This is a genomic window from Lactobacillus sp. M0393 (genome assembly GCF_016102025.1).
Lineage (GTDB): Bacteria > Bacillota > Bacilli > Lactobacillales > Lactobacillaceae > Lactobacillus > Lactobacillus melliventris.
In genome coordinates this window covers 27,115-48,904 of the sequence record NZ_JACFPK010000005.1, presented here as the reverse complement: position 1 = coordinate 48,904, position 21,790 = coordinate 27,115, and the positions used below count along the sequence as shown (strand labels likewise).

The window sequence follows — 21,790 nt, the reverse complement described above, 5'->3', positions numbered from 1 at the left end:
TCACCTATTCTGCTTTGCCGCTAAACGTTTAGACCATTTTGATAACGGATAATCTATTATGAAATACAGGAAGAAAATCAGACCATAAATCCAAAAAACGGCTGTTGGATATTTTTGATTATTAGCTTCAATAATCTGTTGACCAATAGCAATCACGTCCATGATGCTGATCATCATTAATAAAGAAGTCGTTTTGATTACTCTTGTTGCCAGATTAATAGTTGCCGGTAGTTCCAATTGCACAGCTTGAGGTAATAAGACATAGCGCAAGAGTTGCATTCTGCTTAAGCCTAAAGCCAAGCCCGATTCTTTTTGCACAAGTGGAACTGATTCAAGTGCGCCACGAACAATATCGCTAAATTCAGCTGCAACCCATAAAGAAAATGCTAAAACCGCCATCCAACTAGCTGGCCAGTTAATATGGAAGGTACGTGGCAAAATATAATAAAATAAGAAGAGTAATACGATTGTGGGAACTATTCTAAAAAATTCCAGATACAGTCGTAAAATGAAGCGCATTATTTTATTAGGTAAAGTCCGCAATATTCCTAAAAGCGTGCCCAAAATTAAGCCAATTATTAAGCTAACCCCAGCAATCCAAACGGAGGTCCACAGGCCTTGCAAAATTCTACTGAAGTTATTACCGGTAAACAAAACATTAATCGCCGAATGTGCCATAGCGAACCTTCCTTTCTAAATAGTTTAAAAGCAAAATAACCGGAATCAAAATAATGGCATAGGCTATGACCAATACCAGTAGATATTCATTGGAACGGTAATACAGCCCGATCAAGTCCAAAGCAGTGTTAGTCAGCTCGGGAATTGCAATAACCGAAAAGATTGATGTCTCTTTGATTAAGAAGATCACGTTAGCCGTTAAGGCTGGCATACTCAAAGCAAAACCCTGTGGAAAGACCACATAACGTGCTAATTGCAAGTTATTCATCCCTAGGGCTTTGCCATCATCAATTTGACTTGGACTGACCCCGGCAAAACCGCCTGTAAAGCCTTCAGCCATGTATGCTCCACCCAAGAATACCAGACCGATAATCCCGCAAGTTTGAGCCGACATTTTTAAGCCAATGACTGGAAAAGCATAATATAGAAAAAATAATTGGATCAATAAAGGTGTATTTCGTGCCAATTCCACATAGGCTGTGACTATTTGATGCAAAACGGGCACTTTAAAATACTGCACTAAACTGCAAAAAATACCCACGAGGATTGAGCACACAATTCCCTCACACGATAGCCAAAGGGTCAACTCAAAGGCTTTCAAAAAAATAGGCAAACTCTGTGTAATTATCTGCCAACTCATTTTTTACCTCCCACTTTTAAGTAGACGACCTGATCTAAGAGTTAGAGAATCAAGCAGTCAGAAAAACAAAAAATCTACGAATCAGATTTATTCGCAGATTTAAATGTCATAATTGCTAACACCATCGCAACAAGTGAAAAACTAAGTTCCAACTACTTTTATCAGGAATCACTGTTATTTTCCCTTTTATAGTCAGACTTGCCTTCTCCTTATTTTCACTTCCTTTTTGTTAGCAACTATAAGTGTCTCTAATGCTATGCGCTTACTTACTTTTTGTCAATTAATTGAATTGATTACTCGTTCACAAAATTCAATTCTGCATATAAAAAGCGTTAAGCATTCCCAAATTATCTTGAGTTACGCTTAACGCTTTTTGTAAATGATTGATAATTTTTCCCTATACTTACAAGCTTTCATTATTTAGCAAAATATCAATATAATTACATAAAATATCATTAAAAATGTAGAAAAAGGTATGATTACTGAATAAAAAAGAGTTATTAACACTAACATTAGGCAATACGAAAAGTGATTTCAAAGGTGCATCAATGTTTTCATTTGTTGTAACCATGTAGACATTAGCTTTTTTCTCTATTGCACCCTTCATAACAGCATTAGTTAGAATGCTGTGCCCAGACACAGTATAAACTAAAACTACATCATCTTTATTAAACAAATAGCTAAAATCATTAGAATAGTAGATTGAATCCATTATTTGAGCATAAATACCCAGAGTTTGTAAACTATATTTCATTTGCTGAGCTACCGGACTTGATTTACCCGTTCCTATAATTTTTAGTGGCTTGCCTTGAACAATACTTTTTGCTAACTGCATAATATCTTTATTTTCAAGTTTCCCTTTTGTTTCAATCTCTCCGATTTTGTCTTTATATGTGGTGACTATTTCATGAATAAAATTATTATTACAACTGGTTTTATTTCGTAGATTGCGATTGATAAATTTACTATATTCATATTTAAATTCCGCGTATCCGCTAAAACCAAGCGCCTTGCAAAACCTTGTAATGGTATTACGAGAGACATTTATGCTCAGAGCTAAATTTGAAATATTTTTTTCGAGAGCAAATCTGGGATATTTGATTAAATTATCAGCTACTTTTCGTTCTTGCCGCGTCATTTTTTGATAATTTAATTTAATAAGTGTGTCTATATCAAGCATATTATTCTCCTAATTGATCTTTTGCACAATATATTTTCATACATTGTGCCATTGCACATAACTGAATTTAATGATAAAGTTTAGCCATAATGTTAGCGTTAACATATATTGAAAAGTTTAGAGGTTTCTGTATGAAAAGGACAAAGTTATTTCCTAAAAAATTTTTATGGGGCGGTGCCATTTCAGCTAATCAATCTGAAGGAGCTTGGAATGAAGACGGAAAAGGCCCCTCAACTGCTGATATTATGCAATGTAATGCTACTGATCAAAATCATCTTTCAGTTGAAAAAATCAATGATTTTTTAAAAGATCAAAATGACCAATATTACCCTAAAAGGTCTAGGATTGATTTTTATCATAATTATCAGGATGACATTGCCTTACTTTCACAGATGCATATTAATGCTTTTCGAATGTCAATTGCCTGGACAAGATTATTTCCCACGGGAAGTGAATCTAAACCTAATAATAAAGCTGTTACTTATTACCGTAATTTATTTAAAACTTTACGAGATCATAATATTGAACCTGTTGTCACATTATCACACTATGAAATGCCAATTAAACTAGTAGTTGAAAATAACGGCTGGACTAGTCGTGAAGTCATGGCAAGTTTTATCCATTTTGCTACAACAGCAATCGATTTATTTCATGACTTAGTGAATTATTGGATACCATTTAATGAAATAGACAGTGTGCTAAGGCATCCTTTTGTTAGTGCAGGGTTAACAGCTAACTTGATTACCAAAAAGAATGAGTACCAAGCAATGCACAATCAGTATGTTGCTAGTGCAAAGATTGTTGAATATGGCAGAAAAATTGATCCTCAAGCACACTTTGGTTGTATGATTACAGGCTTGACCGCATATCCTTATTCTTGTAAACCGCAAGATAGCATGCTGGCACAGCAATTAAGACATTATACATACTTGTCTGGTGACGTTCAAATAAAAGGAAGCTACCCCAGATCGACCTTCAAGATGTTAACAGAAGATCTAAATTTAGATATCACTAATCAGGACTTAAAAACAATTTCTACAGGTACTTGTGATTATTTAGCCTTTAGCTATTACATGTCAGTAACTGTTGGAACAGAAAAAAATGTAGCCCAAGTAGAAGGTAACACAATTAAGGGTAAAAGCAATCCTTATTTGAAGCAAAGCGATTGGGGTTGGCAAATAGACCCTCTAGGATTAAGAATTCTCTGTCAAGATTTATATAATCGCTTTCAGGTTCCTCTGTTTATTGTTGAAAATGGCCTAGGGGCGCAAGATGTTGTAAATGATGATAAAAGTATTATTGACGATTATCGAATCAGCTATCATCAACAACATCTTGTCCAGCTAGAAAAAGTAATTAACGTAGACCACATTGAAGTAATAGGCTATTTGGTTTGGGGATTGATAGATATTGTCAGCTCCTCCACGGCAGAAATGGATAAAAGATATGGTTTTATTTATGTCGATCGTAATAATAAAGGACAGGGATCACAACGACGCTGGCCTAAAAAAAGCTTTTATTGGTATCGGCAAGTAATTGATTCTCAAGGGAAAAATTTGTTTGAGAAAGAAGGAACTAATAATGAATAGTAAAGAAATTGCTCAAGCTATATTGCCACTGGTTGGCGGAAAACAGAATATAGAAAAAACTTGGCATTGCGCGACTCGTTTACGAATAATTCCTAAAAATTCAGAATTAATAAATATTGAAAAAATCAAATTAATTTCTGGAGTAATAGGTGTTGTTAAGCAGGGAGACCAAATTCAAATAGTCATTGGTAATCGTGTTGATGATGTCTATAACGCTTTTCAAGAATTAATAGCAATCGAAAATGGCAACAATTCTGAAGCCCAAGAAGTACCTAAAATCCAAAGTAAAGAACATACAAACATAATTTCTAAAGTTTTAAGTGCGATTGTTGGATGTATCACTCCTCTAATACCAGTATTAGTAGCAGGTGGTATGGGAAAATGTTTAATTTTAATTGCTAAAATGGTGCATCTCGTATCCGAAAAGGATATGACTTATCAAATTTTGTTGTTAATATTTGATTCTGCCTTTTATTTCTTACCAGTTTTTGTAGCCTTAGCAGCAGCAAAACAATTCAAAGCCAACTCTTACCTGGCAGCGCTAGTTGGATGTGCATTATTAAATCCAACTTTTATCAAATTGGTGGCAAGCGGTAAGCCGTTATCTATCTTTGGACTACCAGTAATGTCTATTAGTTATGGCAGCACTATTATTCCAGCAATCATGGCAATTTGGATAATGTCATATATCCAGCGCTTCTTAGATAAGCACTTGTTGAATTCCATTAAGCCTTTTATGTCACCATTATTAACCATCCTAATTATTGTTCCGTTAACATTGATAGCCATAGGTCCTGCAATGACGGCAGTATCTTTTGCCTTATCTAAAATTGTCTTTTTCTTAAGTGGCAAATTAGGACCTTTGTCATTGGCCTTGTTAGCGCTAGTTTATTTTTGGATAGTCACAACCGGTATGCACTCAGCACTGGCAATTGCTGGACTCGAGGCAATTAATAAAAATGGTGTAGATCCATTAACTAGAGCTTTAACGCTTATGCATAATATCACCCAAGCATCTGCAACTTTAGCAATTGCGTTCAAAACAAAAAATTCAGAGCTTAGAGGTACTGCGATTTCAGCAGGTTTAACAGCGCTTTTTGCTGGTATAACTGAACCATGTTTATATGGTGTCACACTGCGTTTGCGTAAACCAATGTATGCCTGTATGATTGGTGGATTTTGTGGGGGACTATATGCGGGCTTCATGGGGTTAAATGCATATGTTTTTATGACGCCAGGACTAATTACCCTACCAATGTGGATTAATCCAGCAAATCCTAATAATTTAAATAATTTATGGACAGCTATCATTGCTATGATTATTGCTGCAGTTGTGTCTTTTGTTATGACTTTAGTTTTAGGCTTTGAAGATTTACCTAATAAAAAGAGTCAAGTTACTCAAGCATTAGCTTAATAAGTTGAGCACCGTTTTTAGAGTATAATTTTTTGAATTGATTATTAATAATTTAACCACAATAATACCCCCAAATTTGTTCACAATTTGGGGGTATTATCATATAAACTGACTTTTTTAATTTTAAGCCTGTGATTTTTCCTTAATTGCTGCAGCAGACTTTTGCAATAATTCTTCTTCTGCCGCAGTTAATTGTAAATCAATCTTGCGGACAATTCCCTCGCGGCCAACAATTGCTGGATAAGACATATATGTACCGTATTTTTCTTGATAACTCGAAACAGGCAATTCAGTCCGAGAATCTGTCAAAACAGCACGAACAATTCTAACGCCAGCAGCGGAAACTCCATAGTTAGTGTAATGCTTACCCATAAAAACAGTTTGGCCACCGAATCTAATTTCATCCTCAAGGTCACTTGGTTGCCATGACTCATTCTTAGCTAGTTCAGTTATAGGCTTTTCGAATACTTTTACAGTTGACCAGGCAGTAAATTGCGAATTACCATGTTCACCTAGTGCAAAGCCACTCACAGAACGAGGGTCGACGTTAAACTTTTTAGCAACAACTTTCTTCATCCTGGCTGTATCTAGCAAAGTTCCAGTTCCTATCACATGCTCTTTTGGTAAGCCTGTTAGTTGCTGATAAAGACTGGTAATTGCATCTACCGGATTGGAAATAACAATCAAAATTCCGTTGAAGCCGCTATTTTTAATAGACTCTGTAATCGGACTCAGCTGTTTTTTATTATATTCCAATTCTTGAAAACGATCGCCTTGTGTTTCTAAAGATATTTTACCTAAAGTGCTAATGACAATGTCGGCATCTTTCAATGCGTCATAGTCATTAACAATAATGTTGGCATGATTTGGCAAATTAGCCATAGCATCCTCAAAATCAATTGCGTCGGCTTTGACTTTGCCTTCATTAACGTCGATCATTACCAAGTCATCGACTAATCCTGAAATTATTAATTCGTGAGCAACAGTGCAACCAACGTGACCGTCACCAATAATACCTATTTTTGTTGTCATAATTAAGTACCTCTCCCTTAAAATATCTGACATATTGTCAGCCAAACTCAATTACTCCTCTATTATACAAAGATAGGGCTTTCAAGGTTACAATTTAAAGAAAAAATTTTTGAATCTTAATCTTTAAAAGACAAATACTTTTGGGTTTTTATTTAATATCTTTTCTATAAGGAATTGAAGGTTGGGCACCGTACTTTTGAACGGTAAGTGACGAGGCTTTATTGGCAAAAAGAATGGCTTCTTTTAAATTGGACAGATCTGGGTGCAACACACTTGCCATTGCCCCAATAAATGTGTCACCAGCAGCTGTAGTATCGACAGCTTTAACTTTAAAAGCAGGAATGAGCTCATTTTTACTTTGATAAGAATAAAATGCACCCTTATCGCCAATAGTAATGATAACTGTACCCACGCCTTGCTCGTGCAATTTAGCAGCAGCCTTTTGTGCGGCTTTTTCAACAGTTACTTTAACGCCTGTAATAGTTTCAGCCTCTGTTTCATTTGGTGTAATGATGTCGGTCAGTTTCAGTAATTCTGCAGGAATTTGAGCCATTCCTGGAGCCGGATTTAAAATTGTTCTAACACCTGCTTCATGAGCAATTTCAAAGCCCTTAATTGTAGCTGCAAGCTGTGTTTCAAACTGTGCTATAACAAAATCTGCATTTTTTATTAAACTTTGGTTTTGCAAAACCTCATTTGCTCCAAAAGCGTAATTAGCTCCAGCATAAATAGTAATCGAATTTTGACCATTGTCATCAACCGTGATAAATGCTTGACCAGTAGATTCTTTAGTGGCAGTAATTATGCCACTAGTATCAATATTTTCGCTTTTAAGCAAGTTCAGCATTTCTTTTCCTGGTGCGTCAGCGCCAACTCCGCCAATAAAACTTACCTCAGATCCTGCTCTAGCTGCAGCTACTGCTTGATTAGCACCTTTACCTCCCGCAGCTGAATAGTGATCTGTAGCATGAATTGTTTCACCGGGTCTGGGCATTTGCTTGACACGTAAGTTGGTATCCAAATTAATACTGCCAATAACTGTAACTTTATTCATTTCTGCTCCTCAAAAATAAAATTTTTGCCTGATTCAACTCAAATCATATCATATCAAAATCTGCTTGCAACAAAACCTGAGTTTTGTAATTTTTTCATTTAATTTTTATTTATTTTTGCTTAAGTGGCGTTAACAGTTCTTTTTATTTTCTTAGAGAAAGAATATAATACAGTTTAACTTAAATAAGTAAGGTAAAAATATGAAAAGAGAACTTAACTTTTTCGCCGCATTAGCAACTGTCATGGGCACCATGATTGGTGGCGGTGCTTTTTTTAAAATTGCTAATGTCTCCGCATTGACTCATAATGCATGGCTTAGTATCATCGTTTGGCCTTTTGCCGGTTTTATCACACTAATGGCAGGACTAAGCATAGCTGAATTAGCGTCAATTTATCCTAAAGATGGTGGACCTGTCAGATATCTGGAAGAAATTTACGGACCTAAAATAGCCTTTCTTTTTGGCTGGTCTCTGATAATTGTCTATTATCCAGCAAATATTGCAGCACTTTCAATCGTGTTTGCCACTCAGTTAAAAGAAATACCACATTTTAAGGGCTTGTCTACTACGGTAATTGCCCTAATTGTCATGTTGACAATCCTATTGATAAATTGGATCGGTTCTAAATTGAGCGGTCAAGTGCAAAAAATAACTTTAGTTATTAAACTACTCCCAATTGCGGCAATTATCATTTTTGCTTTGTTTTACAGAGGGCCTAACCAATTAGCTGGTGCTCCAGCACCACACATTTCTTCTGCTTCAGGTGCAATGGCTTTTGGGCAAGCTCTTTTGGCCGTACTTTTTGCCTATGACGGCTGGCTAAGTATCGGTAATTTAGCCAGTGAAATTAAAAACCCGGCAAAAACGTTGGCCAAAGCGATCATCTGGGGACTTTTCGGAGTAACAATCTTTTACACTCTTCTTAATTGGAGCTATGTCAGAGTTATCCCCTGGTCTAAAGTCGTAGGTAACCAAACAACAGCTCTGCTTACTGCTAAAAAACTATTTGGCAGTGTAGGTGGCACTCTAGTCGCTACAGGAATATTGGTATCCGTGTTTGGTGCCATTAATGGACACCTTCTTTTGGGATCAAGAATGCCTTACGTTTTAGGTAAAGAAAAGAAGCTGCCAGCTGCAGGCTTTTTCAGCAAACTAAATTCTAAAACTATCGTGCCTACAAACAGTATGATTTTTGAATGCGTAATTGCCACCATTATGATTTTTTCCGGTACATTTGACTCATTAACAAACATGTTAGTCTATGTTTCCTGGATTTTTTCAATTTTATTATTTTTAGGAGTTCTTATCTTACGTAAAAAACAACCAGATCTTTTACGACCATACAAAACTCCCTGGTACCCTATTCCACCAATTCTAGCAATCTGTGGTGCGTTATTTATTGTTGTTACCACCACGTTTACCCAGCCACTTTTATCACTTACAGGTATTTTACTGACGCTTAGTGGCTGGCCGGTTTATGTTTATGTGCAAAAGAAAAATCGTACTTAAAAGCTATTTATAAACCACTCAAATATAATATTAAGCACTTGAAATAAAATTATACGTCTTTATTTATTTAATAGAAAGTTACTCATTAATAATTCAAAATAGATTAATGTGGTACCAAAAAATAGCTGTGGATAATGACTGTCAAATGATGAAGGGTTAAAAGTTTCTGTACTTATTGTAAGAGTAGCATGCTTTGCAATAGTAGAACTTTTGTCGCCAACAAAGGCTAATACATCACATCCATTATCGTGAGCTTGTCCACATAATTCAGCTAGTCTTTTTGTCTCTCCGGAATTACTAATAGCAATAATTAGCACGTTTCCGTTTTCTCTCAGCAATTCCAAATGGGAGTTTGCCGTGCACCTCAAGCCATTCATATTTAAGTACTCATTCATATAGTTTGCTAAATTTTGTGAAAATCCACTCCCTAAAATCATGATCATTGAATTTTTGTGTTTATTCATGAGCTTTAGAAAAGGTTTTGTGTATTTTTTTATTTGAAAATCCATTTCTAAATTACTAGGAAAAACAGGTGTATCTGTTATCAGAAAAACGAGTTCAGAATATCCTGATAAGTTCATTTTTTTGCAAGTTTTTATAATAAAACTTGGTGAAGAATATGTCTTCTTAGCTAATTTTCGAATACTCATATTTTTTAAACTTGCGCGATTCTTATTCATGTATATTAATATTCTTTTTTCATCTGCATTCAATTGATACTTTTCACAAACTGTTTCTATGCTCACTGTTTTTCTCCTTTTACAAATATAAATACAGTTTCAATAAGTTAAAAAATGACCAATATCCTCAAATTGAAACAAATTATTACTCATAATGTATTATATAATCCGATCAATTATTCTTTCAACAACATTTTTTGTTTGGCTTAATAGGAACTTTTTAATTAAATATCCTTTTTTTAGCACACTTTTGTATAAAAAAATTTAAAATTATTTTTCTAACTATATAGCTTATGCTTGAATTATTTTCAATACCATAAGCTTTTTGTTTTGAATTATTTTTATTAAATAAACGGCTAAAAATAAACATATTTTTAATAAATAAAAACATGTTCACAAAAAGGTGCAAAATCTTTATTTTTTGACCTAATTTATTATTATAAATTTGTTTAGAAAATATAACTTTTGCACAAAAGAGTGAGTCGAAATAATGGGATAGATAATTAATAGTTTTATTTAACAACTAATTAAATAGCTTATTTAGATTCTTCAAATTAGTTTATTTTCTAAATTTATATACTTTAAATTTTATATAAAACTTTTCATAAATAAGAAAGGAATATTATGGCTGAAGAAAAAAACAATCTCAATCCAACTAACAATTCTGAGTTTCTAGCTGATCCTTGGGCTAGAACAAAAACTCGTAATGGCTTGGCTGCAGATGAAGTAATTTCTGCTTTGCAAAAATCAATCCGCAAGGGAAAAGAGAGAGCTGCCTGTGAATTTGCTTACGAAATGTATATTTCATCTCCAGATATGGAAGAAAAACTTTGGCGCCGGCTTCAAGCAATTTCAGTTGAAGATATCGGTATGGGAAACCCTCAAGCAGCAATATTGATTAACAGTCTTAACCAAATGAGAAAAAGCTTTAGTTATAATGAACCTGATAGGGCAATGATGTTTGTTCACGCAATTCGCTATCTTTGTGAATCAACTAAAGACCGTTCGTCCGATCTTCTTAAAAATATTATTATTAAAAAATTTGCTTTAGGCTATGTTCCAGAGATACCAGATTATGCATTGGATAAACATACAACTAGAGGTAAAAAAATGCATCGTGGCAGTATGCATTTTTTGGAAGTTGATTCTAAAGTTACCCCACAACTTAAAGTCAGCAACAATTATTGGGAGGAATATCACAAAATCAAAGAAAATTGGGATGAAAGTAAGGTTATTAAGAACGCTTTTAAATTTAACACTTATCAAGTTTAATGCTGCTTTTATTCAATAGGAGAAAACTATGACTAAACAAAAAATGGGAAAATACTCTATCATTAACAAACTTGATAAAACTTTAACCCCAATTGGCCAAAAAATAGGAAATGAAAAACATCTTCAAGCCATTTCTAATGGCATGCTTTTTGGATTGCCCTTTTTAGTTATTGGTTCATTTTTCCTAATATTAGCAAATCCACCAATAATAATAGAGAAATATAATCCGGCAACAGCCAATTTCTTTGTTAAATTAATCGCTGGTTGGAAATATTGGGCTATAGCCCATTCTGCTCAAATTACTTTACCGTACAATATGACTATGGGTATATTCGGGATGATTAGTGCCTTTGGTATTGCCTATGAACTCAGCAAAGGAAATCACCGCTTTCATCCTGAAACAGACGGAATGATTTCAATGGTGGTTTACCTAATGGTCACAACTACCGTTAACAAAAATAATAGTATTAGTTTAAACAATTTAGGTACAAATGGATTATTTGTAGCGATTATAATTGGACTTCTATCCGTAGATATTAATAAGTTAATTGATAAAAAGAATTGGAAAATTAAGCTTCCTGAAACAATTCCACCAATGGTAGCAAATTTTATCAATTCCTTGATTCCGCTCTTAGTAAATATTGTCATTTTTTATGGAGCAAATTTAATCCTTGTCAGCATTACACATTCTGATTTTACGACCTTTATAATTAAATGCCTTACGCCAGCTACATTTCTTGCTAACAGCTTGTGGGGCTATATTTTAATCGTTACAATTGGAAATCTACTTTGGTTAATCGGAGTTAATGGTAGTAACGTTATTTTCCCCATTATATTCGCTACTGGAATAGCTGCTACTGGCGCAAATGCTGCACTGGTTGCCAAGGGAAATATGCCAACAAATATTATGAATTTACAAATGTTTCGGATTGCAGTTTTAGGCGGGTCAGGAAATTCTTTGGCATTAGTTCTTTTGATGATGACAAGTAAAGTGGAAAAATTCCGAGTTTTGGGTAGATTATCAATTATTCCAGGAATTTGTAGTATAAACGAACCAGTCATTTTCGGAGCACCTATTTGCTTTAATCCTATTCTAGGAATTCCGTTTTTAATCGCACCAATAATTAACTTAGTTTTGACTTATGTGGCAGAAAGTTTGCACTGGATTGGTTTAGGCTATATAGTTGATCCATCATTCACACCGTACTTTTTCCAAGCCTATATTAGTTCAATGGATTGGCGAAATGTTATTTTTGAAACTCTATTGATTGTGATTGGCATTTTTATCTATTTGCCTTTCTTTAGAGTGGCTGAAAAGAACGAAATAGAATTAGCAAAGTGAGTTTTTTGTGATTTGACTTTAAATTTTTTTACTAATCTAAAAGAGCACTGAGCTTTATTGCTCAATGCTTTTTTTAGATACTATCTAAATTTTTAGCTATTTTCTTGAGATCACCATAATATTCCTATTGTTTATTCCTACATAAGTAATTTAAACTTGTTATTCTAAATTGCAATAATTTTAGAGCATAAGGATAAAATATAACTGATGATTTATGATTTTAAAACATATTTTATATTTAAAAAGTAAAGCAAATTTAATCAATTCTATTTTTTAGAATTTCTTTTTTTTATTCTAGAATTGATTTTATTCACCGTGTGTACTTGCGACAAAATAACAATTAGCCAAATAACGATATAAACTAATATAAATACGCCTATCAACCAAAAATTAATCGGCCACTTATTTATCCAAGACATTAATAACACCAGTAAAAATGTGCCTATGATATGAACACTGAAGGCAATAGCAGGTGGTACATCCATTGCAAAAATCATTGATAAAATGCCTATTAACCCTGAAATAATAAAAACAGAAATAACACCTAAACGGGTAGGAATACTAGGAGAAGCAAAAGTCAGTATTATCAAATAAGTAGCTGCACCAAAGCCCACACCGGTAAAGAAATAGTTAATGAAATTACTCAATTTTCTCATTTTTATAGCCCCAATTCTTTTTTTAATGCCGGCAAATATAATCTGGAAACGTCAGCTTTTAAATTATTTTTTAAAAGTGCGATCATATTTCCTGCAAAGCCTACTTCTATCGATTCCAGAAAATTAATATTGATAATGCCATGTTTAGAAACCTGAATAAACCCATCACCCAATTTTTCAAGTACCTGATATAAGCGACCAGTGGTTTTTATTATGTCTTTAGTAGTATAAAATGTGATATCTGTTGTTTGGATTTCTACTTTAATAATCTCAGTAGGTTTAATTGTTACTATGCGGTCTTCTACCTTAATTGGTAAAAGATGATATTTCTTTTCGCCGAATTTATGCAAATAATCTATTAAATTATCAACTACTTCACTTTTTTGAGCTGCCTTAATTTCAACTTCAATGTCTTCTTTGTTTAAAGCAGAGTCCGTCTTAAATTCAATCTTCACTTTACTTATTGCGCCTTCTATCAGTGATAAGCGAAAGCATAATAATCACTAAAATTAGTATTGCAATCATTAATAGCAAAACAAGCATATTATTTAGCCTGTTACTATTAATTTTGAACTGTATCCCTAAATAATTAATTAAATGCCGTTTTACATTAGTGGGGAGAGTAGCTAATGTTGGCTTAAGTAAAAAGCCTCTTAGAGCAGCTGCCTCATAACTACTTGGTACTAATTTTACCAAATTTTGTGCTCCAGAAACCAATATACCATATGGTAAATAAGTCGCAACCGCGAAACCGGCAGCAGCACCTAATACAGCGGAAAATCGGCTAAAAGTAGTGCTGGAATGCATGAACAGCACAATTATCTCATCAAGTAAAGTTGCTGCAATTGCACCCACGAAAATAAATACAAGCCCAGGTAGATATGCTTCTTGAGGAATTTTTACTTTATCTACTAGTGCAAAATAAGCTGCCATCACAATAAACGTGATTATTTGCATAAGGAAGCTAACTACTCCCCCGCTCAAAACATAAGCAAGATTTTGTTTGAATTGTGATAAACCTGTCAGTTGAAAATCGGCAACAGCATGAGTTTCTTGATCAGTAACTTGCTGGCCAAGAGCTTGAAAAGCCGTAGTAATACCAGAAACTGCAACAATACCGGCTATCATCCACAAATCTAATATTTTAGTAACATGTGGTAAATTTTGCCAACTTTTTTCTAGATTGTTTTGCAAAAAGCCAATATAAATAAAGAAAGATATCAGTGCACCGAGGCATGACATAATTACACCAGTAATGTTAGAAAAATAGATTTTTAAATTTCTGCGAAACAAAGCAACCATTTATTGTATCTCCTTTCCTGTAATCTGCAAAAACGCATCATTGATCGTTCCTTTAGAATAAGTAAAGTCAGCAATATTTGCTTGATTGTTTTTTAATAATTCAATGGTTTCTTGCGCTGATAAGGAATCAATTTCAACTTGCTCACGATTAAGCCGAATAACTTTTTGATTAGTGTTCAAAGACTGAATATCGCCAACGGTGAGTATTAATTTATTAGGAGCATATTGGCTCTTAATTTCTGCAGCAGAACCACTAGCTAGGATTCGACCATTTTCCAAAATGTACATTTGATCAGCATTTTCAGCTTCTTCTAAATAATGCGTTGTCAAGAAAATAGTGAGTTCTTGTTGTTGTTGCAGTTTGGTCAATAATTCCCAAATAGCATTTCTGGTTTGAATATCAAGCCCTGTAGTTGGTTCGTCTAGAAACAGTAAATTTGGTTTACAAATAAGAGCCCTGGCTATGTCTACCCTTCTCTTTTGACCGCCTGATAAAGTGCCGAACTTTTGCTTTAAAAAATTTTTAATACCGATTAAGTCAATTAATTGTTCAAGCCACTCCTGGGAAAAGTTGCGGTACATCTTTGCTCTTAAATAAAGATTATCTTTAACCGTTAACTCATTATCTAAAATGCTATTCTGAAAAACTAAGCCTATTTTCAAATCTGCCGCATATGAAATGACACCTGAAGTAGGCTTTAATAATCCGGTTAGCATATTAATCGTGGTAGATTTACCCGCACCATTTGTTCCTAAATAAGCAACAAGCTGGCCCTCTTTAATTTGAATATTAGCTTTGCTGACAGCAACCTTATTACCAAATTTTTTCGTCAGTTCTTTTGTTTCAATCAGCATAATTGGCATCTCCTTTTTCTAATTAGAGCCATCATACTAATAAAATAAAAATTTGTAGCAAACTTATAGATAAGCAACCAAATATTCAACACAAAAAGACGAAATTAAATCATGAAATATAAAAAAGGCTACATTTAGTAGCCTTCCACATATGATTTGATAGAAACTTAATGCTGCTCAAAAGCAAAAACGATTTGATGTTTCTTGGTAGTATTAGCAGGTAAAACAATATCTCCAAAATCTCGGTGATTAATTGCATCTGGTAATATTTGCGCTTCTAAAGCGACAGCTTCACTTGGCTGCGCAATTGAACCGTTATCCCGCTTAAATTTTACTCCAGTTTGCTCCTGCGTCATGGTATACATCACTAAACAATTGCTTTCACTTGAAATAGTAATTTGACGGCCACTTTCTTTTTCTCTCAAAGTAGCCACAGATTTCATTTGATTTTCCGTGCCATTAATAACAAACGCGTCATCGAAACCTTTATTGGCTTCTAATGCAGCAGCTAAATTGTTAAAATCATGAAAATCATACGGAGTATTGGCATTTGCCAGCATTTTTCCAGTCGGAATTAACTCAGGGTCAAGTTGTAAATGTTCCTTACTATTTATCTTAATTTCGTGCGTACTTAAATTAGGCTGGTCACTTAAATTAAAGTAAGCATGACAAGTAGGATTAAACAGTGTTGTTTGCGTACCATTTTCAGCTTTATAAGAGATTGTTACTTTATCTTCATTATCTAAAGTATAGGTAATGGTAACCAGCATATCGCCAGGAAATCCATCATGATCTTCTTTAATCTGGTGTGTAAATATTGCACTTACACTGTTAGCAGTTTTAGCGGTTTGCACTTGCCAGTTTAAAAAGCGAAAGCCGTTATTACCACCATGCAGTGTATTGCCATTTTCGTTGGTGGGAACTTGCACATTAACCCTATCTAAAGTGAACTGGCCTTTTTTAATTCTGCCAGCTACACGTCCAATTGATTGGCAGCAACATAAACCGTTAGAATAATAATCTGCACAATGATCAAAGTTCATCAACAAATTCTTTTGTTGTTTATTTTTATCTGGTACCAAAAATTCGTACCAGACAGCTCCCAGCGATAAGCATGAAATTGTTATGCCATGATCATTTTTTAACGTAACTTTTTTGATTTCGTTACCTTGATAATTTTCAAATGTTTCCTCAATGTCTTCCATCTTTTTCTCCAGTTTACTTGATCGCATTACTAAAATACACTACTTCAATTATACTATTGAAATAGTGTATTTATTCTAAGAAATCTTAAGCGTATGTGTTTGGGATTTATTAGTTAGCGATTTGATTTTATTTGATACTGCATAAGTCAATGCCATACATTGTTGCAAGATCAGTAACCTGACCTTCTGTTGCTGCAAAGGAGAAGACAGTATGGTGACCACCACCAGCTTTGATCCACTCAGTAGCACCTTTTTCTAAGCCTACCTTTGGGGTCCATAATTGTTTAGCTACAGGCAAGTGTGGTGTTTCTTTTTCAGCCTTATGAGCATCAACTGCATAAGTAACAAGCTTAAAGTTATTTCTAAAGTCGGCTAAGGTAACATCAATAGCGTCTCCTTCAGAACCTGAAAAGACTAATCTGGCCGGATCAGCTTTACCGCCAATATCCAATGGATGAACTTCAACCCGTGGCTTTTCAGAGGCAATCGACGGGTCAACTTCAAGCATGTGGGAGCCCAAAATTGCTTCATGACCCGGACGCAGATCAAGAGTGTAATCTTCCATGAAGGCAGTCTTTTGATTATGAGTCATGATCTTGAAAGTTCTCAGTAAGGCTGCAGTCTTCCAATCACCTTCACCTGCAAAGCCATAGCCGTCACGCATTAACAGTTGAGCTGATAAACCTTGTAATTGCTCTAGTCCATGTAAATCTTCGAAATTGCTGGTAACAGCGGTATAGCCACCGCGCTCCAAGAAATGTTTCATTGCAATATACTGTTTTAACTGGTAGCGCACCGTTTTATTGTAAGCATCTGGATCCATAGCGCCTTGGACTAAAATATATTTTGCTTTCAAATCAGCAAATTCGTCATCGATTTCAGATTCTTTGACTTTTGCCATTTCAGCAACTAAGTCGCCAACACCGTAATAGTCAACAGTCCAGCCTAATTGAATTTGAGCTTGAACCTTATCACCTTCAGTAACGGCCACATTCCGCATCGTGTCACCAAAGCGGCAAACTTTTAAATTGAACGATTCATCATAAGCAACTGCAACATTTTCCCAGTCAGCAATTTGCTTCATGATCTTTGGATCCTGCCAATAGCCATAGATAATCTTATTATGCTTTTGCAAGCGAGCATTAATATAGCCATATTCACGATCACCATGAGCACTTTGATTCAAGTTCATATAGTCAAAGTCAATTGTGTCATAAGGAATGTAATTTAAAAATTGGGTTGCAAAGTGTAACAACGGTTTTTGTAATAGTTTTGTACCGCGAATCCAGTTTTTAGCGGGTGAAAATGTATGCATCCATGTGATTACACCGGCAACTTCATCCCTGTAATTGACTTCTTTCATAAAATGGGTAATTTCATCAGCTGTAGTTAAAACCTTTTTAAACACAACCTTGTAAGGTAAATTGCCTTTTTCATTTAAACCGTCAGCAATTTTTTGCGCATCTTCAGCTACACTGCGCAAGGTTTCTTCACCATAAAGGTGTTGACTACCAACTGCAAACCAAAATTCATATTTTGGTACATTTAACATTATTTGTCCTCCTTTTATTTTTAAAAATGTCTAAACTAAGCTTTAACAATAATTAATTAAAGACTTAAACGAATCATATTCCATGAATATGCATCGAGTTTTCCTTTCACAGTATTATTGTCGATAGCAACATCTTTTAAATCTGAAATATGCATTAATTGATTTTCATTTGTCGCGTCAAGATCATACCCTGCAAATTGAGTTGCTTTTTTTAAGCTGACATTTGGAAAATTGCAGAGTTGATATTCAAACTGTGCTGGTTCATCAGCCTTATTTTCAATAAATAAGACTATTTCATTTGTTGCTTTGTTGACTGCTACAGCTGAACTGAGATATGGTACGTCTCTGTTTACTACAGTATAGTTTTCTACTTTACTATCAACCTTAAGCGATTCGCCTTGTGCAAAGTTTGAAATTTGCATAAATGGATAAAAGATTGATTGATACCATACTGATGGGGTTCCTTCATTGTTAGTCATAATTGGCGCAATAACATTTACCAGTTGTGCCAAGCAGCCAATCTTAATCCTGTCAGCATGCTTTAATAAAGTTAGAGCGAGTGAACCTACCACAAGTGCATCCGCAAATGTATAATGATCTTCTAACAAATGTGGTGCTACTTGCCATGGTTTTTGTTTATCATCATTTTCTTTTGAATGGTACCAAACATTCCACTCGTCCATAGCCAAATACATGGTCTTATCTACGCGCTTACGTGCCTTAACAGCATCACAAATAGAAACCACTTCACTAATAAAACTATCCAAATCAACTGAAGACGAAAGGAATTTTTTAATATCGTGATCATTGTCCTCATAATATTGATGAAGTGATAAGTAGTCTACATCTTCATAAACGTTATCTAAAATAGTCTCTTCCCATGAGCCAAAAGTATCTATAGTATGTAGCGAACTTCCACAAGCTATTAATTCAATTGAAGGATCAACTATTTTCATTGCCTTAGCGGTTTCATGAGCCAATCTACCATATTCATGGGCATTTTTATGACCTATTTGCCACTCTCCATCCATTTCATTACCGAGACTCCATAATTTAATATTGAATGGTTCTTTTTGACCGTTCTTAATGCGCAAATCACTCCAATAAGTACCACCTGGAAAGTTGCAGTATTCGATCAAATTGCGAGCGGCATCTATTCCACGGGTACCTAGATTAATAGCCATATCAGCTTCAGCACCAATACATTTGCACCAATTTAAAAATTCGTGTAAACCAAATTGGTTGGTCTCAATACTTTTCCATGCTAAATCTAGTCTGACAGGTCTTGTATCTTTAGGACCTATGCCATCTTCCCAGTTATAGCCTGAAACAAAGTTTCCTCCTGGATATCTAATTAGGGGAACCTTTAATTTCTTGATAGCTTCAATTACATCGGTGCGAAAACCATCTTTATTAGCTAAAGGATGATCCGGTTGATAAATACCGTTATAAACACAACGACCTAGCTGCTCAGTTAAAGAGCCCCACATACGTGGGTCAATTTTACCGATTATATTGTCTGAATTAATTTTAAAAGAGGCTTTTACCATTATTTATTCTCCACAGAACTTGATTGGGTACTACTTGAAGCGTTACTTTCTGCAACTTCACCAGCTTGTACTGGGTCTTCTTTCTTTAAAGCAAATGCTGAAAAGAGAGTAATAACAAAGACGAAGATACCCATCATGACATATGTATGTTGATAACCAAAACCATCATACATATGACCTGCTACTGATGAAAAGATAAAAACAGATATTTGCTTGGCAAAGTTTGAAGCTAATGCATAAACAGTAGCATATAATCTAATATCAAACGCACCGGCAATGTATTTCATGATTGAAGTTAAAAGCAATGGCATTTCCAGACCAGCCAGCAGTCTAAATACAACTATCCAACCCCAAGTTGGAGATAAAGCAGAACCTAAAATACGAATACAAGTTAAAAAGCCATAAGCAATTAAGCCCTTTTTAGCTCCAATCTTATTGATAATCCAAGGCATTGGAAACATTAAGATAAATTCGATTAAAGTTTGAGCAGATGACATATAGCTGTATACTAAAGTACCTTGAGCTGCAGTAGCAAAGAATGTCTTAAAAAAGATAATGAATTGCTGATCAAAAACATCAAAGATAGCTGATGCACCAACATAAAAGATACATAAATACCAGAAGTTCTTATTCTTAAATACGGAACCAACAATCTGCATATTTAATGAATTAGATGTATCACCGGCAGCTGATGCATTATCCATATTAATTTTATCGCTAAACAACAACAAGCAAACAAAAATTATAGCAGCAATAGAACACATCCAGAAAATTGAATCTGGTTTCCACAGAAACAGACGACCTGCTACTAATGAAGCCACAATTCCGGCTAAAGAACCACCTAAACGTGAGTGGGAATATTCAAAGCCGTTGGCTAAACTAGCACGCTGAACGTATTGTTCAACTACACTAACACCACCATTTAAAACAAAGCTGAGGAAAACACCGGTAACAAAGGCAACCAAAAATGAATTAATTTTCATTAATGGTATGAAAGCCCATTGGAAGTAAGGCCCGATAAAAATTCCTACTACACCAATAATTAATATCAAATCTTTCCTGAAAAGCAATTTGTCAGAGATTACTCCAAAGAAAGGCTGGAAGATTAGTGAAATTCCTGCCATCATTGAGAACACCAGACCTGATTGCGCGCCATTTAGATGACCTACTTGCTCCATCCATAGAGTCAAGTAACCATTTACAGTTGCCCAAATAAAGAAGTAACTAAAATGGGTAAACGGGAAACCCCAAAAATGTTTATTTTCTTTTTTTACTTCACTATTCATTTTTTCTCCTCTATTTATTACTGATAGTTATACGGAACTGGTTTACCAAAAACAGGCATGCCATTTTCGTCCCAAGTGAAAGCCTGAATCTTAGTATGACGGTTTGGATCGTACAAAGGATCTCCTTTAATATCCGTATAGTCTCTGCAGTGGTAAACTAAAATATCAGTCTTATCATCTTCTGCCTTGGTAAATGAATTGTGACCAGGTCCATATTGGTGATGTGCTAAATCGCTTTGAAATACCGGCTTTGAACTCTTTTTCCAGCTGGTAGGGTCTAACAAATCTGCTGTGTCTGAAGCCACAAGCATACCCATACAATAGTTCTCATCAGTTGCACTTGCTGAATAAGTAAGGAAGAACTTATCACCATGATGAATTACAGCAGGACCTTCATTTACCCAGAAAATCTTTGTCTCCCAATCATACTCAGGCTTGGTTAACATTACAGGCTTAGTCTTTAATGTCCATGGATTTTCCATTTCAGCTATATAAATATTTGAATTTCCTTTAATATTTGGATCCTTTTGAGCCCAAACATAATACAAGACATTCTTGTATTCAAAACAGGTTGCATCTAATGAAAAGCTGTCCATACCAGTCTTTATTTGACCATGCTCAATCCAATTTTCTTCCTTGGTAATCGGGTTACCCTCATCACATTCGATGCAAAACATTCTGTGTTGAAACATACCATTTTTATCTAATTCTTTTGTTTCTGCTGCAGCGAAGTAAATGAACCACTTACCATCAATATAGTGAATTTCCGGTGCCCATATTAATTGGCTCATTTCTCCACTATCATGTTTACGCCAAATAGTTCTGGGAGCTGCATGTGCCAGTCCTTCAAGGGTTCTTGCTCTTCTTAATTCAATGCGATTATAAGATGGTACAGAGGCTGTAAAATAATAGTAGCCGTCTGTATGCTTATAAATATACGGATCCGCTCTTTGAATTATTAAGGGATTAGTATAAGTATTAGTTTCCATAATTATT

20 protein-coding genes are annotated in these 21,790 nt (G+C 34.8%); 5 read left to right on the top strand and 15 right to left on the bottom strand.

All coding sequences use genetic code 11. The annotated features are described in order from the left end of the window. From H3R29_RS04995 to H3R29_RS04985, 3 genes are all read right to left on the bottom strand, one after another. Window positions 1-678 (bottom strand): amino acid ABC transporter permease, encoded by a 678-nt coding sequence (locus H3R29_RS04995; protein WP_110446454.1) that lies wholly within the window; start codon window positions 676-678, stop codon window positions 1-3. Then, on the bottom strand, window positions 659-1,318 hold the full coding sequence (locus tag H3R29_RS04990) for an amino acid ABC transporter permease (RefSeq protein ID WP_198202737.1): 660 nt from the start codon (window positions 1,316-1,318) through the stop codon (window positions 659-661). The genes H3R29_RS04995 and H3R29_RS04990 overlap by 20 nt, the downstream gene beginning before the upstream one ends. A 403-nt stretch (window positions 1,319-1,721) precedes the next feature. Beyond that, entirely contained in the window at window positions 1,722-2,498 is a 777-nt protein-coding gene (locus H3R29_RS04985; protein WP_198202738.1) for a MurR/RpiR family transcriptional regulator, read from the bottom strand. A 131-nt stretch (window positions 2,499-2,629) separates the two neighbouring features. Here H3R29_RS04985 and H3R29_RS04980 point away from each other — a divergent pair, with 131 nt between their 5' ends. Beyond that, complete coding sequence (locus H3R29_RS04980; protein WP_198202739.1) at window positions 2,630-4,087, top strand: glycoside hydrolase family 1 protein; 1,458 nt, start codon at window positions 2,630-2,632, stop codon at window positions 4,085-4,087. Then, a complete protein-coding gene (locus H3R29_RS04975) occupies window positions 4,080-5,501 on the top strand; it encodes a PTS transporter subunit EIIC (RefSeq protein ID WP_198202740.1) in 1,422 nt (473 codons plus the stop codon). Before H3R29_RS04980 ends, H3R29_RS04975 begins: the two co-directional genes overlap by 8 nt. Window positions 5,502-5,624: 123 nt before the next feature. Here the strand turns inward: H3R29_RS04975 and H3R29_RS04970 are convergent, their stop codons facing one another. Then, window positions 5,625-6,533, bottom strand: a complete 909-nt coding sequence (locus H3R29_RS04970) for an L-lactate dehydrogenase (protein WP_198202741.1) — start codon at window positions 6,531-6,533, stop codon at window positions 5,625-5,627. A 148-nt stretch (window positions 6,534-6,681) separates the two neighbouring features. Beyond that, entirely contained in the window at window positions 6,682-7,587 is a 906-nt protein-coding gene (gene rbsK / locus H3R29_RS04965; RefSeq protein ID WP_198202742.1) for a ribokinase, read from the bottom strand. A gap of 199 nt (window positions 7,588-7,786) precedes the next feature. Here rbsK and H3R29_RS04960 point away from each other — a divergent pair, with 199 nt between their 5' ends. Then, a complete protein-coding gene (locus H3R29_RS04960; protein ID WP_198202743.1) occupies window positions 7,787-9,094 on the top strand; it encodes an APC family permease in 1,308 nt (435 codons plus the stop codon). Between the two features lie 59 nt (window positions 9,095-9,153). Here the strand turns inward: H3R29_RS04960 and H3R29_RS04955 are convergent, their stop codons facing one another. After that, a complete protein-coding gene (locus tag H3R29_RS04955; RefSeq protein ID WP_174795033.1) occupies window positions 9,154-9,840 on the bottom strand; it encodes a MurR/RpiR family transcriptional regulator in 687 nt (228 codons plus the stop codon). A 558-nt stretch (window positions 9,841-10,398) separates the two neighbouring features. On the opposite strand from H3R29_RS04955, the gene H3R29_RS04950 reads away from it, so the two are divergent. Both H3R29_RS04950 and H3R29_RS04945 read left to right on the top strand, forming a co-directional pair. Next, entirely contained in the window at window positions 10,399-11,046 is a 648-nt protein-coding gene (locus tag H3R29_RS04950) for a hypothetical protein (RefSeq protein WP_122026377.1), read from the top strand. A gap of 43 nt (window positions 11,047-11,089) precedes the next feature. Beyond that, window positions 11,090-12,388, top strand: a complete 1,299-nt coding sequence (locus H3R29_RS04945; RefSeq protein ID WP_122026711.1) for a PTS sugar transporter subunit IIC — start codon at window positions 11,090-11,092, stop codon at window positions 12,386-12,388. Between the two features lie 266 nt (window positions 12,389-12,654). Here the strand turns inward: H3R29_RS04945 and H3R29_RS04940 are convergent, their stop codons facing one another. The 9 genes from H3R29_RS04940 to H3R29_RS04900 all read right to left on the bottom strand — a co-directional run bounded on the left by H3R29_RS04940 (window position 12,655) and on the right by H3R29_RS04900 (window position 21,783). Continuing rightward, window positions 12,655-13,044 carry a DUF3021 family protein gene (locus tag H3R29_RS04940; RefSeq protein ID WP_122026378.1) on the bottom strand — a complete coding sequence of 130 codons (390 nt, stop codon included), beginning with the start codon at window positions 13,042-13,044 and terminating at the stop codon, window positions 12,655-12,657. 2 nt (window positions 13,045-13,046) lie between these two features. Continuing rightward, complete coding sequence (locus tag H3R29_RS04935; RefSeq protein ID WP_046325395.1) at window positions 13,047-13,499, bottom strand: LytTR family DNA-binding domain-containing protein; 453 nt, start codon at window positions 13,497-13,499, stop codon at window positions 13,047-13,049. A 1-nt stretch (window position 13,500) separates the two neighbouring features. Continuing rightward, window positions 13,501-14,346: an ABC transporter permease gene (locus tag H3R29_RS04930; protein ID WP_122026379.1), complete on the bottom strand. Its 846-nt coding sequence runs from the start codon at window positions 14,344-14,346 to the stop codon at window positions 13,501-13,503. Further along, a complete protein-coding gene (locus tag H3R29_RS04925) occupies window positions 14,347-15,201 on the bottom strand; it encodes an ABC transporter ATP-binding protein (protein ID WP_198202744.1) in 855 nt (284 codons plus the stop codon). It lies immediately after the preceding gene. Window positions 15,202-15,368: 167 nt separating this feature from the next. After that, the gene (locus H3R29_RS04920; protein ID WP_198202745.1) at window positions 15,369-16,406 is read right to left on the bottom strand and encodes an aldose epimerase family protein; all 1,038 of its coding nucleotides are present in this window, start codon (window positions 16,404-16,406) and stop codon (window positions 15,369-15,371) included. Between the two features lie 127 nt (window positions 16,407-16,533). Beyond that, window positions 16,534-17,958 (bottom strand): L-arabinose isomerase, encoded by a 1,425-nt coding sequence (araA, locus tag H3R29_RS04915; protein ID WP_198202746.1) that lies wholly within the window; start codon window positions 17,956-17,958, stop codon window positions 16,534-16,536. A 56-nt stretch (window positions 17,959-18,014) separates the two neighbouring features. Further along, window positions 18,015-19,508 (bottom strand): alpha-N-arabinofuranosidase, encoded by a 1,494-nt coding sequence (locus H3R29_RS04910; protein ID WP_232352226.1) that lies wholly within the window; start codon window positions 19,506-19,508, stop codon window positions 18,015-18,017. Continuing rightward, window positions 19,508-20,794 carry an oligosaccharide MFS transporter gene (locus tag H3R29_RS04905; RefSeq protein ID WP_122026383.1) on the bottom strand — a complete coding sequence of 429 codons (1,287 nt, stop codon included), beginning with the start codon at window positions 20,792-20,794 and terminating at the stop codon, window positions 19,508-19,510. The genes H3R29_RS04910 and H3R29_RS04905 overlap by 1 nt, the downstream gene beginning before the upstream one ends. Window positions 20,795-20,811: 17 nt before the next feature. Then, on the bottom strand, window positions 20,812-21,783 hold the full coding sequence (locus H3R29_RS04900) for a family 43 glycosylhydrolase (RefSeq protein ID WP_198202747.1): 972 nt from the start codon (window positions 21,781-21,783) through the stop codon (window positions 20,812-20,814). Window positions 21,784-21,790: the final 7 nt, after the last annotated feature.

Bases quoted from the DNA above. Each gene is read 5' to 3' on its own strand.
- H3R29_RS04940 (WP_122026378.1), bottom strand. From the start codon at position 13,044: ATGAGAAAATTGAGTAATTTCATTAACTATTTCTTTACCGGTGTGGGC.
- H3R29_RS04925 (WP_198202744.1), bottom strand. From the start codon at position 15,201: ATGCTGATTGAAACAAAAGAACTGACGAAAAAATTTGGTAATAAGGTT.
- H3R29_RS04945 (WP_122026711.1), top strand. From the start codon at position 11,090: ATGGGAAAATACTCTATCATTAACAAACTTGATAAAACTTTAACCCCA.
- araA (WP_198202746.1), bottom strand. From the start codon at position 17,958: ATGTTAAATGTACCAAAATATGAATTTTGGTTTGCAGTTGGTAGTCAA.
- H3R29_RS04985 (WP_198202738.1), bottom strand. From the start codon at position 2,498: ATGCTTGATATAGACACACTTATTAAATTAAATTATCAAAAAATGACG.
- H3R29_RS04995 (WP_110446454.1), bottom strand. From the start codon at position 678: ATGGCACATTCGGCGATTAATGTTTTGTTTACCGGTAATAACTTCAGT.
- H3R29_RS04950 (WP_122026377.1), top strand. From the start codon at position 10,399: ATGGCTGAAGAAAAAAACAATCTCAATCCAACTAACAATTCTGAGTTT.
- H3R29_RS04980 (WP_198202739.1), top strand. From the start codon at position 2,630: ATGAAAAGGACAAAGTTATTTCCTAAAAAATTTTTATGGGGCGGTGCC.
- H3R29_RS04975 (WP_198202740.1), top strand. From the start codon at position 4,080: ATGAATAGTAAAGAAATTGCTCAAGCTATATTGCCACTGGTTGGCGGA.
- H3R29_RS04960 (WP_198202743.1), top strand. From the start codon at position 7,787: ATGAAAAGAGAACTTAACTTTTTCGCCGCATTAGCAACTGTCATGGGC.
- H3R29_RS04990 (WP_198202737.1), bottom strand. From the start codon at position 1,318: ATGAGTTGGCAGATAATTACACAGAGTTTGCCTATTTTTTTGAAAGCC.
- H3R29_RS04910 (WP_232352226.1), bottom strand. From the start codon at position 19,508: ATGGTAAAAGCCTCTTTTAAAATTAATTCAGACAATATAATCGGTAAA.
- H3R29_RS04920 (WP_198202745.1), bottom strand. From the start codon at position 16,406: ATGGAAGACATTGAGGAAACATTTGAAAATTATCAAGGTAACGAAATC.
- H3R29_RS04900 (WP_198202747.1), bottom strand. From the start codon at position 21,783: ATGGAAACTAATACTTATACTAATCCCTTAATAATTCAAAGAGCGGAT.
- H3R29_RS04930 (WP_122026379.1), bottom strand. From the start codon at position 14,346: ATGGTTGCTTTGTTTCGCAGAAATTTAAAAATCTATTTTTCTAACATT.
- H3R29_RS04970 (WP_198202741.1), bottom strand. From the start codon at position 6,533: ATGACAACAAAAATAGGTATTATTGGTGACGGTCACGTTGGTTGCACT.
- rbsK (WP_198202742.1), bottom strand. From the start codon at position 7,587: ATGAATAAAGTTACAGTTATTGGCAGTATTAATTTGGATACCAACTTA.
- H3R29_RS04905 (WP_122026383.1), bottom strand. From the start codon at position 20,794: ATGAATAGTGAAGTAAAAAAAGAAAATAAACATTTTTGGGGTTTCCCG.